This window comes from Sphingobacterium deserti (assembly GCF_000757725.1).
GTDB classification, from domain to species: domain Bacteria; phylum Bacteroidota; class Bacteroidia; order Sphingobacteriales; family Sphingobacteriaceae; genus Sphingobacterium; species Sphingobacterium deserti.
In genome coordinates this window covers 12926-25937 of record NZ_JJMU01000012.1, presented here as the reverse complement: position 1 = coordinate 25937, position 13012 = coordinate 12926, and the positions used below count along the sequence as shown (strand labels likewise).

General features: G+C 41.3%; 12 protein-coding genes. 10 read left to right on the top strand and 2 right to left on the bottom strand.

Annotated features, from left to right (window positions below; all coding sequences use genetic code 11):
• Positions 1–7: 7 nt before the first annotated feature.
• The gene (locus DI53_RS03810) at positions 8–1867 is read right to left on the bottom strand and encodes a DNA topoisomerase IV subunit B (protein WP_037495580.1); all 1860 of its coding nucleotides are present in this window, start codon (positions 1865–1867) and stop codon (positions 8–10) included.
• A gap of 175 nt (positions 1868–2042) precedes the next feature.
• Here DI53_RS03810 and DI53_RS03805 point away from each other — a divergent pair, with 175 nt between their 5' ends.
• Positions 2043–4055: a transglutaminase-like domain-containing protein gene (locus DI53_RS03805; protein WP_037495579.1), complete on the top strand. Its 2013-nt coding sequence runs from the start codon at positions 2043–2045 to the stop codon at positions 4053–4055.
• A 61-nt stretch (positions 4056–4116) separates the two neighbouring features.
• On the opposite strand, the gene DI53_RS03800 is transcribed toward DI53_RS03805, so the two are convergent.
• Positions 4117–4620 (bottom strand): cupin domain-containing protein, encoded by a 504-nt coding sequence (locus DI53_RS03800; RefSeq protein ID WP_037495578.1) that lies wholly within the window; start codon positions 4618–4620, stop codon positions 4117–4119.
• A gap of 198 nt (positions 4621–4818) precedes the next feature.
• On the opposite strand from DI53_RS03800, the gene DI53_RS03795 reads away from it, so the two are divergent.
• The 9 genes from DI53_RS03795 (at position 4819) to atpG (ending at position 12997) form a co-directional block, all read left to right on the top strand.
• Complete coding sequence (locus tag DI53_RS03795; protein WP_052072040.1) at positions 4819–7041, top strand: helix-turn-helix domain-containing protein; 2223 nt, start codon at positions 4819–4821, stop codon at positions 7039–7041.
• A gap of 101 nt (positions 7042–7142) precedes the next feature.
• Positions 7143–7370, top strand: coding sequence for an AtpZ/AtpI family protein (locus tag DI53_RS03790; protein WP_037495577.1), 228 nt, complete (start codon positions 7143–7145; stop codon positions 7368–7370).
• The gene (locus DI53_RS03785) at positions 7363–7767 is read left to right on the top strand and encodes a hypothetical protein (RefSeq protein ID WP_037495575.1); all 405 of its coding nucleotides are present in this window, start codon (positions 7363–7365) and stop codon (positions 7765–7767) included. The genes DI53_RS03790 and DI53_RS03785 overlap by 8 nt, the downstream gene beginning before the upstream one ends.
• An 89-nt stretch (positions 7768–7856) precedes the next feature.
• Positions 7857–8951, top strand: coding sequence for a F0F1 ATP synthase subunit A (gene atpB / locus DI53_RS03780; RefSeq protein ID WP_037495573.1), 1095 nt, complete (start codon positions 7857–7859; stop codon positions 8949–8951).
• A gap of 38 nt (positions 8952–8989) precedes the next feature.
• Positions 8990–9178, top strand: a complete 189-nt coding sequence (gene atpE, locus DI53_RS03775; RefSeq protein WP_028070619.1) for an ATP synthase F0 subunit C — start codon at positions 8990–8992, stop codon at positions 9176–9178.
• Between the two features lie 99 nt (positions 9179–9277).
• Positions 9278–9778, top strand: a complete 501-nt coding sequence (locus DI53_RS03770; RefSeq protein ID WP_037495567.1) for a F0F1 ATP synthase subunit B — start codon at positions 9278–9280, stop codon at positions 9776–9778.
• A gap of 86 nt (positions 9779–9864) precedes the next feature.
• Positions 9865–10410 (top strand): F0F1 ATP synthase subunit delta, encoded by a 546-nt coding sequence (locus tag DI53_RS03765; RefSeq protein ID WP_037495564.1) that lies wholly within the window; start codon positions 9865–9867, stop codon positions 10408–10410.
• 55 nt (positions 10411–10465) lie between these two features.
• The gene (gene atpA, locus DI53_RS03760) at positions 10466–12040 is read left to right on the top strand and encodes a F0F1 ATP synthase subunit alpha (RefSeq protein WP_037495562.1); all 1575 of its coding nucleotides are present in this window, start codon (positions 10466–10468) and stop codon (positions 12038–12040) included.
• Positions 12041–12109: 69 nt separating this feature from the next.
• Complete coding sequence (gene atpG / locus DI53_RS03755; protein WP_037495560.1) at positions 12110–12997, top strand: ATP synthase F1 subunit gamma; 888 nt, start codon at positions 12110–12112, stop codon at positions 12995–12997.
• Positions 12998–13012 lie beyond the last annotated feature (15 nt).

Here is a 13012-nt window from a genome sequence, read left to right as displayed (position 1 = left end):
TGTAGCTTTAAGAGGCTACAGCAGCGTTTGCTAGTTCTTCTTCTAAATCTACTTCTATTCGAAGGTTTTCGACGATATGTTTTTGACGATCCGGCGTATTTTTCCCCATGTAGTATTCCAGTAGCTGAGGAAGTTTGTTGTCTTTCGATAGAATGACAGGATCGAGACGTATATCTTTACCTATAAAAAGCCCGAATTCCGACGGCGATATCTCGCCCAAACCTTTGAATCGCGTTATCTCTGGCTTTCCACCGAGTTTCGCAATAGCACGTTGCCGTTCCTCATCGGAATAGCAATATATCGTTTCTTTTTTATTACGGACGCGGAATAGCGGCGTTTGCAATATGGAAACGTGGCCGGCTTTCACCAAGTCCGGAAAAAACTGAAGGAAGAAAGTTAGCAATAAAAGGCGGATGTGCATGCCGTCCACATCGGCATCTGTCGCCACCACGATGTTGTTATAGCGCAGCCCGTCAATCCCGTCCTCGATATTTAACGCATGCTGTAATAAGTTAAACTCTTCATTTTCGTAGACGATCTTTTTAGACATGCCGTAAGAATTTAGCGGCTTTCCCTTTAAGCTAAACACCGCCTGTGTTTGCACATCACGTGACTTTGTGATGGAGCCACTAGCCGAGTCGCCCTCGGTGATGAAAAGTGTAGTTTCTTGATTTCGTTCGTTCTTATCGTTGAAATGAACTTTGCAATCCCGAAGTTTTCTGTTGTGCAATGAGGCTTTCTTAGCCCGTTCATTAGCAAGTTTTTTGATGCCTGCAATATCTTTGCGCTCTCGTTCCGACTGCAGGATACGCTTCAAAAGTGCATCTGCGGTATCTTGATTCCTGTGTAGATAATCGTCAAGCGCTTTTTTAATAAAGTCATTGATGAATGTACGCACGGTTGGCCCGTCTGGCCCTATGCTTTGAGAACCCAATTTTGTCTTTGTCTGCGATTCAAAGACCGGTTCCTGCACTTTTATAGCGATAGCGCCTATAATCGACGAACGAATATCTGCGGCATCAAACTCTTTTTTATAAAACTCACGAACGGTTTTAACAAGTGCTTCCCGAAAAGAAGCTTGATGCGTACCACCTTGGGTTGTATGCTGACCGTTTACGAACGAGTAATATTCTTCACCATATTGTTGCCCGTGTGTCAACGCAATTTCGATATCTTCGCCTTTAAGGTGGATGATGGGATAGCGCATGGACTCCGTGTCGATGTTCCGCTCCAAAAGGTCCTTAAGACCATTTTCAGAAATATATTTCTGACCATTAAAATTTACCGTCAATCCCGTATTCAAGAACACATAGTTCCAGATCATATTTTCCACAAACTCATTCCGGAATTTGTAGTTTCGGAATATGGATTCATCTGGATAAAAGCTGGTCGATGTACCGTTGCGCTGCGAGGTATCCTTTTGTTCGTCGTTCACTAGTTCGCCGCAGCTAAACTGCGCTATACGGGTAACACCTTGACGGTAAGACTGCACCACAAACTGGCTGGAAAGGGCATTTACCGCTTTGGTACCAACGCCATTTAAGCCTACCGATTTCTGAAAGGCTTTGCTATCATACTTACCACCTGTATTAATTTTGGAAACAACATCAACCACTGAGCCAATTGGGATACCACGGCCATAATCGCGAACGGCGACTTTATTTTCATGAACGGTAATATCAATGGTTTTGCCAGCCCCCATTACAAACTCGTCTATCGAGTTATCAACTATCTCTTTCAATAATACATAGATGCCGTCGTCGTAGGCTGAGCCATCCCCTAATTTCCCGATGTACATACCGGGACGTAGACGGATATGCTCTTTCCAATCCAGCGATCGTATACTGTCTTCGTTATATGTCGTCATTTAACGTTATGATGGTTTATTTTTCGAAACAAAAATAGGAAAAAAAGCCGCATGGGTTGATACAAAAACTCGGGATCCCTGAAAATTGCTATTTTTTACTGAAATCAACTATTTTATAGATTGTTTGTTTCTAACGCGTTATACTTTTACTTATATTTAACAAAAGCGTTTTTTTATGGAACAGGAATCACAGGATAAATATAAAATTGTACCCCCCGCCTCTTGGGTAGAGACAGTGGACGATGAGCGACTGCTGTCATGGATCGTCGAAACAGACTTTTCCCAAGAACAGTATGATAATGGCAGGGACTACTGCTACTTCCTTAAGAAGCTTCAGTTTACCGATAATAGTCACAATGCTGAATACAATTTCATGGCTTACAGCGTGCAGCAGCCCGGTACATTAGATTTTGCTTCCGTAAATGAGTTTGTTTTATATCCGGCGGAGCACATCGAATTCCATCGCATCGCCGTGCTGCGGGATGGCATTCTGATTGATAAATTACCGGATACAACATTCAAGGTACTGGATAACGAAACGCAGAGTATTGACGGTGTCTTGAATAGTTCAAAAAAGGTGAACGTCGTCATTAAGGACGTTCGTCTGCACGATATTATGATTATTGAGGATACGCGTGTCGTTCGTTTTACGGAAAAGGATTTTTTGCGTAAAGAATTAATTAAATATATATGGTTTAGTCCAGACGTGTATTGGGCCTACGGTACATACGAGTTTGATTTGATTAACAAACGTACACATCCCATTCGCTACAAAAAGCTTTATTTCCGTGACGATCAAGGTGAACTATTGCCCATAGAGCAGGGTCTAGTGGAGCCTGACACCAACTTTTCGCTTCGCTATACAAATTATCTGAACTCGGTAGACGTGAATAGGGAAGTATACCCATTTATTGATTTTGCGACTGACCACAACTATGAGGAGCTGTTGCAGTTGGTTTACCCCTACTACCAAGCAGCATTGGAAACAAAATCACTTGGTGAGTATGCGCCAGATTTGGTGACGAAATTGGATGCGCTACCAGATTTAGATGCTAAAATCCAGTTTGCCATCGAGTATGTGCAAAATAGTGTTCGCTATCTATATAATGAGGACGAGATGCATGGGCACAAGCCGCAGGACCCTTGGATTACGTATGAGTTTAAACAAGGAGATTGCAAAGCTAAAACGGTACTTCTTAAAAGTATTCTGCAATATCTCGGTATTGAATCTGCGATTGTTTTGGTAAATTTCAACGCAGACTTTTATGTAAACCAGTATCTGCCGTCGCTCTTCAATTTCAACCACGTTATCCTGAAGATTTCTAACGATGGAAAGGAGTATTTCATTGATGCTACCTCCCGTGACGAATATGGTTCTTTAGAAAACAGATCATTCATCAGTTTTTTAAACTACTTAGAAATAAAGCCGGAAAGCACCATTCAACAGCGGGGAGGTTATAAATCGTCAGGTTTCTCTATTTTCGATGAGGTTCTTTTTGAGGTTAAAGATGATATAGGTTTTATAACACTAAAAACTACGTACAGATATAATCGTGCAAATGCGATGCGTAGGTATTTCAAAAACACCAATAAGAAAGCGATTGTAGACCATACGAATAACTTTGTTTTTAATTGCCTGGACTTTGTGGAGTCTGATAGTGGAAACGACAAACGCGAAATTTTTAAAGACGCAGCAATCGCAGTGTTGAGGGATGACAAGGTTGATAACGTTTTTATTACCGAATACACGGCAAGCATCAATAAGCCTTATTACATGACTAGCGATGGGCGGAAGTATTTAAAATTTTATGATTCTAGTGTAGTAAAACAGAATCTTCGGGAGTATGTGCAAAAAGATGTAAGCTTTTGGCAGCCATTCGAGTCTGAAAAATACCAAATTACTATTCGTTCCGACAAGCCCATCGATACCCGTGATGAAATAACGAATAAGCAGTTAGCCGTCGAATACGAACTCTTTAAATATACTATCAAAAAGAAAGTGGACAGGTATCAAGCGGTTGCTGATATTGAGTTCATTCCGTTGTGCAACGTGGAGGTGCCTGTTTCCGAGATACCTTCTCTGCGTGATAAATATGCAGAAGTGGCGCGCAGCGCTTATGGACTCGGTGTTGGAATTGCCAAGCCGTCGTTCATGGAGTCGCTTAAGAGTATGTTTAGCAAGTCTTAAAGAAAAGGGGAAGTTCAGCGTCTGCTGAATTTCCCCTTTTCTTCCTTTTGGTAGGAAAAAACTATCTGCCGAAATCGTCCTGAACGCGCACGATATCGCTTTCGTCTGACGGGTTCTCGCTATCTGTATGTTGCCAGATTTCAGCAACTACACCATAGCCTTCCAATCCGATTAAGCGATGTCTCTCGCCTTGCGACAATCTAATAAATTCGCCAACTGTAAGTCTTTTAAGCTCATTTTCCTCATCTGTATTGCTCGTTACCACGCCAACTTCGCCCTGCGTCACGCGCCAGATTTCTGCACGGCGGTGGTGGTATTGCCATGATAGGCGTTTGTTGGGAGCAACAACAAGTATTTTGGGGCTTAACTTACCAGATATTTTTAAACCTTGCACATCCAGTCCGTCGAAGTATTGATCAGCAAATTGCTGCGCTTGGTCTTCATTAATTACAAAAAAACCGCCCCAAGGTCTTGTCTGATCGACGTTGTCAATTTCAAAACCTTGCGCTTTTAGTTTCTCTTCAATCTGGCTAAATAATTCGCCTTTTTCCATATGTTCTGCCATGTCTTTCGTATTTGTGGTGAAGTTAATAGTTTTCTTAAATTACACCAAAAAAAAGCGCTGTATATGCGCTTTTAAACTTAGTGAGCCTGTTTCGATATATTTGATAAGGCGTTTTCCAAACCTTATCGATACCGATCTTCGGATGAACGGCTAGATATTGTTATCTTTGTGATTCATCAATAATCAGGGAGTAAATTCATGGGACATACAGAAGTTGACGGTAAAAATGTGGCCTTTATGCAGGCCGTTTCTTTCGTTAATCAAACTAATCAGCATTTATTTCTAACCGGCAAAGCCGGAACTGGTAAAACGACTTTTTTAAAGTATATCCGGGAAAACTCCTATAAAAAAATGGCAATCACTGCGCCAACAGGCGTTGCAGCCATGAATGCAGGTGGCACTACCTTACATGCCCTTTTTTGGTTGCCCTTCGGTGTGTTTATCGAAGACTATACGCTTAAATGGGACGAACAAGACAGCCACATCTATAACAAGAGTCGACTTTTTTCAACCATCAAACTCACGAAACAACGGCGCGCTATCTTACAAGAGTTGGAGCTACTGGTGATTGATGAGGTGTCCATGGTTCGTGCGGACACGCTGGATGCGATCGACGTGATTCTGAAATCGGTGCGGCGCGATATGCGTCCATTTGGAGGCGTGCAAATGTTGTTCATAGGTGACCTTTACCAGCTGCCGCCCGTGGTGCGGGACCATGAATGGCAGGTGTTGCGGCAGCATTACAGCAGTCCGTTCTTTTTCGATGCCAAAGTCTTGCGCGAGCATCCGCCCGTGCTTTTGGAGCTGAATAAAATATACAGGCAAAATGATAATGACTTTATAGGCTTGTTAAATAATATCAGGAATAACGAATGTTCCCAAGCGGATTTAGATTATTTAAATGCGCACTATAGTGAGCAGTTCACTCCAGAAGAGGGGGAGCAATTTATTACATTGACATCTCATAATAAACTGGCAGAGGGTATTAATCAAGAACAGCTGATGCGGTTAAACGGTACTATGCACAATGTTAAGGCGGTTGTCAAGGATGAATTTCAGCAATCATCGTTTCCTGCAGAGGAAATCCTTCCCCTTAAAATAGGTGCGCAGGTGATGTTTATCAAAAACGATACTGGTGAAGATCGCAAATTTTTCAACGGAAAGATCGGGACGGTGAAAGAGTTGCATTTGGATAAACATCAAGTCCTTGTTTCTTTTCAAGATGGCTCAGAAGATGTGACGGTGCGACGTGAAACGTGGGAGAACATTCGTTATAACTACAATAAAGGGGAAGATAAGATTGAGGAAGAGGTGATGGGCACATTCTCACAATTTCCGCTTCGTTTGGCCTGGGCCATTACGATTCACAAAAGTCAGGGTCTGACGTTTGATCGAGCGGTGATCGATGCCGGTGCATCTTTTGCTGCAGGGCAGGTTTACGTGGCGTTAAGTCGGCTCACAGGGCTGGAGGGGCTTGTTTTGAAGTCTAAAATTCCTCATCATTCTATCCGTACAGATTTCCAAGTGGTAGACTTTATGAAGCGCATGCGTCCGGGTGATGAAGTAGCAAAAATGTTGGAGGTATGTCAACGGCACTATCTCGGACAAATCTTATTGCAAAGTTTTCGTTGGGGAACTTTGGTAGAAGGCGTGGAAGAGCTTAAAGAATCATTGACAAAGCGGAATATAGATAGCAAAGATGCTGCTCTTGCCGTATTGAACGGCGTAGCTGACGCCTTGCGAGAGCAAGAAAAAGTGGCTAATAAATTTATTACACAATTGTATGCTATGCTGCGCGATAAAGCGCAATTAGACTATGGAAAGATTTGTGAGCGCACGCAATCCGCCGTGGCATGGTTTCTTCCAAAATTCGATGCAGATGTGCTACTGGCTATGCAGCAGCATATTGAAGAGTGGAAAATAAAAAAGCGCACCAAAAAATATGTTGAAGAGCTGCGCTCGCTGTTGCTGGACTTCCGGCGCAAAAAAGAGCAATTGGACCACTGTCTCACCATTGCTGATATTTTAACACAGGAGGGCGATTTATCTCAGGTTGTAGATTCAATCAATGCGAAGGAAAAGACCAAGGATAGTCGTGTGAAATCAACTACGGATGATTACGCCGTGAAGGATACGAAAGCGATTTCGCTTGATATGTTTATGGATGGTCTGAGCATTGAAGAGATTTCGAAAAAGAGAGATATGGTCGTAGGCACAATCTATGGGCACTTGATCAATTACGTGGGGACAGAGGTTGAGGCTACCGATTTAATCGCGGAGGAAAAATTGAATAGAATAATGGATGTTATCCGTGAAAACCCTGAAAAGTCATCCTCTGAACTGAAAGTAATGTTGGGCGCAGACTTTGATTATCCGGACATAAAGATCGGACAAAAACTGCTGGAGCTTACCGCCGACTGATTATGATTTTCTTTTTGTACGAATTTAGAAAAGCCGGAGTGTGCAGGATAGTTTCTGCATATTAAATCCTATCTTTGAGTCCTTTTAGTTGCCGATGGAAGATGGAAGAAAAAAAGGGAAGTAAAGCGAAAAACAAATGGTTAGTCTTCACTTCCATGCCTATACAGATGGGTGTAACAATTTACTTGTTTTACCGATTGGGCGCTTGGTTGGACGAGCGTTATTCGGTAGAGGGGGAGTGGTGGATGAAGGGGCTAACCATGTTAGGCGTTATCGTATCTATGTATCAGTTTATAAGACAGGTCAATTATTTAAATAAGAATGAGTAAGTATGTGCGTTTCGGAATTTTTCTGTTGCTGTTAGCAGGAGTAAGTTATTGCCTTCATACATTAATCTTACAAAATTTGGGACTTGATTCATATTGGCTACAAACTGATTTCTCACTGACGGGCATGTATATGTTCTTTTTTGGGGCGTCACTAGCAGTCGCCATATTGCTGATGTTAGCAGATTTTGCTTTCCCAAATTATCTGAGTTTTGTATTTCTGGGCTGTATTCTGATAAAGGCTATCGCGAGCTATTTATTTATTCGATCCGGCCTAAATTTATTCGAAAATGACTTTTTAGAATTGAACTTTTTAGTGGTGTTTTTTATCTTTTTATTATATGATATTTTGGCAGCTTATAAGCTTGTGAATCAAGGAGTAAAGGTTGTTGAAAAGTAAATCTATAAAAAGTTCTAACATTTGTTAACAAATGCCAAATAAAGTTGTATTTTTGCGCAAAATTTTTTATCATTCAATAGTAAATCGAAATGGTGAGTCTTAAGAGAGCACTTTTATTTTTTACAGTAATTTTCTTTGCTGTTGCCCCGTTTACCGCACTTCGTGCCGCTGAAGAAGCGCATCATGATGGAGAGTCCAAATCTCAGGCGGAGGAAATTCAGGAATACAGTCAGCATCACTTGGAGGACGATTATTATTTTTCGTTGTTTACGGATAAAAAAGCTGGGAAGCACTATGGTTTTCCTTTGCCAGTTATCTTGATTGACGGAGGTCTCAAAGTGTTTTCATCCGGCAAATTTCATCATGGAGAATCGGTGGTTGAAAAAGATGGTCAGCACTACAAGTTACACCACGGTAAGATCTACAAGACAGATGCCACAGGGACATTAACCTTTGACGAGCATCACCATGCTACAAATGCAAAACCTTTAGACTTCTCGATCACGAAAAATGTCGTGGGATTGTTTCTTGCAGCAGCCCTGTTATTTTGGGGTTTCATAAGTTTAGCAGGAACATACAAAAAAGGACCAAACGCATTGCCGAGAGGTATGGGTCGTGCGCTGGAGCCTTTAGTACTTTATGTTCGCGATGAAATGGCGATGCCAAACATTGGCCACCGTTACAAAGAATTTATGCCGTATTTGTTGTCAGTGTTTTTCCTAATATTTGTTTTGAACCTATTAGGTTTGACGCCACTGGGCTTTAACGTTACTGGAAATATTTCGGTTACCCTATGTCTAGCGCTCTTCACGTTTTTAATCACAAACTTCAAAGCTAATAAAGATTATTGGAAGCATATTTTCTGGATGCCAGGTGTTCCTGTCCCATTCAAATTTGTACTTGCCCCTATTGAAGTGTTGGGTATGTTCACAAAGCCTTTTTCCCTTATGCTTCGTTTGTTCGCAAATATTACGGCTGGTCACTCTGTGGTGATGGGGCTTATCGCGATCGTTTACTTATTTCAACAGCAATTGACGGTGCCAGGTAGTATCGGTGTCTCTTTAGTTTTGACATTGATCCTTACATTCTTGGAATTGTTGGTTGCCTTTTTACAGGCGTTTATCTTCACCATGTTGTCCTCTTTATTTATCGGGATGGCTGTTGAGGAGCACGCTCATCACTAAGCATTTTTTGTTAAATTTTATATTATAAATTCATTACTATGTACAACTTAATTGGAGCAGGTTTAATCGTAATCGGTGCAGGTTTAGGTTTAGGTAAAATCGGTGGTTCAGCTATGGAAGCTATCGCTCGCCAGCCAGAAGCAGCATCTAAAATTCAAACTGCAATGATCATCATTGGTGCCCTAGTAGAAGGTTTAGCATTCGGTGCTTTAATCCTAGGTAAATAAGCCAGTGTACAGTACAAGGCATCCTTTGCAACGGTTGGTTGCAAAGGTGCTTTTTTAAAAGACAAAAAATAAAAACATTATATTTTATACTATTATACAATGGATGCATTAATTAATCAGTTCTCGTATGGTTTGTTCTTTTGGCAAATTATCATTTTATTGATCGTGATCTTTATCTTGGGTAAATTTGCATGGAAGCCTATCATAAATGCTTTGGAAGAACGTGAGAAAGGTATTTCTGATGCTTTGGCCTCTGCTGAAAAGGCAAAGTTGGAAATGGCTCGTTTAACCAATGAGAATGAGCAACTATTAAAAGAAGCGCGTGCAGAGAGAGACGAGATTTTGAAAGAAGCGAAAGAATTGAAAGATAAAATCGTTTCTGAGGCAAAGCACGAAGCGCAAGAGTCTGCGAAGAAAATCCTAGAACAAGCGAAGCGGGAAATCGAAGAACAAAAGAACTTAGCATTAGCTGAAGTTAAAAACCAAGTTTCTTCTTTATCTTTGGATATTGCCCGTAAGGTATTGACAAAAGAATTTCAAGACCAAGGCAAGCAAGAAGCGTTTGTTGCAGACTTGTTGAAGGATGTTAAATTAAACTAAGATTGAAAAGCAATTACGCTTTTTTATTTTTCAATTTTTACTTTTTAAACCGAGCGTAGCGAGCTCATCAAAGATAATTTAATAAGATGTCAATTTTTACAGTTGCCTCCAGATATGCAAAATCACTTCTTGAACTAGCACAGGAGCAAGGTAATTTAGACGCTGTTAAAGCCGATATCGATCAAATCGTTGTCGTTTTGAAGTCCAATACGGAAATTCAGACAGTTCTAAAGAACCCTATCATCAGTGCAGATAAAAAGCGGAGTATTTTACAGGCCCTTTTCAATGGAAAGGTGAACCCCTTGATCGTATCCTTTTTCAATATATTAGTAAGCAAGGGGCGTGGTGATATTCTAGTTGATATCGCTCAGGAATTTATTCGCGAATACAACCAATTGAAAGGTATCGTTAATGCAACTGTTATTTCGGCAACGAAATTATCGGAAAAAAATCTGAATGATTTACAGGCAAAGATTTCTCAAGAAATCAACGCTCAGGTATTGCTTAAGAACAAGGTAGATGCTTCCGTGATCGGTGGTTTCAAACTCCTTGTTGGCGACAGACAGATCGACGCAACGATAGCCGGTAAATTGAATAAATTGGAAAAATATTTTGTAAGTCAAGGCGTTTAATTCGCATTGACTTTTGGATAAAAAATAAAATCAAAAACCCCTTATAATAATAACAATGATAGAGGTAAGACCAGATGAAGTTTCGGCAATTCTTAGAGAGCAATTGTCAAGCTTTAAATCAGAAGCCGAACTCGAGGAAGTGGGTACCGTACTTACTGTGGGTGACGGTATTGCTCGTATTTACGGCTTAACTAAAGTTCAGTCCGGTGAGTTGGTTGAATTTGATAACGGATTAGAAGGTATCGTATTGAACCTGGAAGAAGACAACGCAGGTGTTGTACTTTTAGGATCTTCAGACGAAATCAAAGAAGGAGATACCGTAAAACGTACAAAACGCATCGCATCTATCAAGGTTGGTGAAGGTATGTTGGGTCGCGTTGTGAATACATTAGGCCAACCTATTGATGGTAAAGGACCTATCGCAGGCGAGACTTACGAGATGCCAATCGAGCGTAAAGCACCAGGGGTAATTTATCGTCAGCCGGTAACTGAGCCTTTGCAAACAGGTATCAAGGCTATTGATGCAATGATTCCAGTAGGCCGTGGCCAGCGTGAGCTTGTAATCGGTGACCGTCAGACAGGTAAAACTGCTGTATGTATCGATACAATCTTGAACCAAAAAGAGTTTTATGATGCAGGTCATCCTGTATTCTGTATATATGTTGCCGTTGGTCAAAAGAATTCTACGGTAGCGAATATCGTTCGCGTGCTTGAAGAAAAAGGAGCGATGGCTTACACGGTTGTGGTAGCAGCTTCAGCGGCGGATCCTGCACCTTTGCAATTCTATGCGCCAATGTCAGGTGCTGCGATTGGGGAGTTTTTCCGCGACACAGGTCGTCCGGCGTTGATCGTTTATGATGATTTGTCGAAACAAGCTGTAGCCTACCGTGAAGTTTCTCTATTGTTACGTCGTCCTCCAGGACGTGAAGCATACCCAGGAGACGTTTTCTATTTGCACTCCCGTTTATTGGAAAGAGCAGCGAAGATCAACGCTTCCGATGATATCGCACGTAACATGAACGACTTGCCAGAATCCATTAAGCATTTGGTAAAAGGTGGCGGATCTTTAACAGCACTACCGATTATCGAAACGCAAGCAGGTGACGTATCAGCTTATATCCCTACAAACGTAATTTCGATTACAGATGGTCAGATTTTCTTGGAATCGAACTTGTTCAACGCAGGTATCCGTCCAGCAATCAACGTTGGTATCTCGGTATCGCGTGTAGGTGGTAACGCGCAGATCAAATCAATGAAGAAAGTTTCTGGTACATTGAAGTTGGATCAAGCACAATTCCGCGAGCTAGAGGCCTTTGCTAAGTTCGGATCTGATTTAGATGCAGCGACGAAAGCTGTTCTTGATAAGGGTATTCGTAACGTAGAAATATTAAAACAAGGTCAGTACTCTCCTGTAGCAGTAGAAAAGCAAGTTGCGATTATTTATGCAGGTACCAAAGGTTTGTTCCGTTCGGTTCCGGTAAAAGATGTCCGTAAATTTGAAGAAGAGTATTTGACTCAGTTGGAACAACGTCATCCGGAAGTTTTAGCGGGCTTGAAAGCCGGCAAATTCAGTGATGAATTGACTGATGTGTTAGATAAAGTAGCTAAGGACTTAGCAGCAAAATATTAATCAGATATGAGTGCTAGCGTATTGTGTGTGCACATACACAATACGCACAGCTCAAATCGACACTAGTATATGGCAAATTTAAAAGAAGTAAGAAACCGGATTAGCTCGGTAAGCTCGACGCAACAAATCACGAAGGCCATGAAGATGGTGGCTGCCGCGAAATTGAAGCGTGCGACAAATGCTATAGTACAGTTACGTCCGTATGCCAATAAGCTAAGAGATATTTTAGCTCAAGTTTCCGCTTCTGTGGAAGGAAACGACTCTCCATATACACAAGACCGTATCCCTACAAAGGTGTTGGTTATTGTGTTGACATCAAACAGAGGTCTTGCAGGTGCGTTCAATGCTAATGCTATTAAAACAGCTAACAATTTAATTTTTAGCAAATATGCAGAGCAACACGCACGTGGCAACTTAAGCATCATTGCTATTGGAAAGCGCGGTCACGATTTCTTTCAAAAGCGTGGTTTTAACGTCATTGGGAATTACAACGATTTGTATAGCGATCTTAACTTCTTGAATGTATCGCAAGTTACAGATTATGTAATGGAAGAATATAAAGCCGGAAATATAGATCGTGTGGAGGTGGTGTATAATGAGTTTCGTAATGCAGCTGTTCAGATCTTAACTGCAGAGCAGTTGTTGCCTCTACTTCCCGAAGAGAAAGAAGAATCGGATAAATCTGCTGCAGAAGTAGACTATATTATCGAGCCATCTAAAGAAAAGATTATTGAGGAATTGATTCCAAAAGCCATCAAAACGCAATTATATAAGGCGGTGCTTGATTCCAATGCTTCTGAGCATGGAGCACGTATGACGGCCATGGACAAAGCAACAGAAAATGCAGGTGATTTACTTAAATCGCTTAAACTTTCTTATAACCAGGCTCGTCAGGCAGCAATCACTACCGAGCTTTCGGAGATTGTTTCTGGAGCTGCAGCGTTGTCAAACGGATAATTTTATTTCAATTCT

What these genes read in the sequence shown, in the direction of transcription:
- DI53_RS03810 (WP_037495580.1), bottom strand. Translation starts at nt 1,867, where the DNA reads ATGACGACATATAACGAAGACAGTATACGATCGCTGGATTGGAAAGAG.
- DI53_RS03805 (WP_037495579.1), top strand. Translation starts at nt 2,043, where the DNA reads ATGGAACAGGAATCACAGGATAAATATAAAATTGTACCCCCCGCCTCT.
- DI53_RS03800 (WP_037495578.1), bottom strand. Translation starts at nt 4,620, where the DNA reads ATGGCAGAACATATGGAAAAAGGCGAATTATTTAGCCAGATTGAAGAG.
- DI53_RS03795 (WP_052072040.1), top strand. Translation starts at nt 4,819, where the DNA reads ATGGGACATACAGAAGTTGACGGTAAAAATGTGGCCTTTATGCAGGCC.
- DI53_RS03790 (WP_037495577.1), top strand. Translation starts at nt 7,143, where the DNA reads ATGGAAGAAAAAAAGGGAAGTAAAGCGAAAAACAAATGGTTAGTCTTC.
- DI53_RS03785 (WP_037495575.1), top strand. Translation starts at nt 7,363, where the DNA reads ATGAGTAAGTATGTGCGTTTCGGAATTTTTCTGTTGCTGTTAGCAGGA.
- atpB (WP_037495573.1), top strand. Translation starts at nt 7,857, where the DNA reads ATGGTGAGTCTTAAGAGAGCACTTTTATTTTTTACAGTAATTTTCTTT.
- atpE (WP_028070619.1), top strand. Translation starts at nt 8,990, where the DNA reads ATGTACAACTTAATTGGAGCAGGTTTAATCGTAATCGGTGCAGGTTTA.
- DI53_RS03770 (WP_037495567.1), top strand. Translation starts at nt 9,278, where the DNA reads ATGGATGCATTAATTAATCAGTTCTCGTATGGTTTGTTCTTTTGGCAA.
- DI53_RS03765 (WP_037495564.1), top strand. Translation starts at nt 9,865, where the DNA reads ATGTCAATTTTTACAGTTGCCTCCAGATATGCAAAATCACTTCTTGAA.
- atpA (WP_037495562.1), top strand. Translation starts at nt 10,466, where the DNA reads ATGATAGAGGTAAGACCAGATGAAGTTTCGGCAATTCTTAGAGAGCAA.
- atpG (WP_037495560.1), top strand. Translation starts at nt 12,110, where the DNA reads ATGGCAAATTTAAAAGAAGTAAGAAACCGGATTAGCTCGGTAAGCTCG.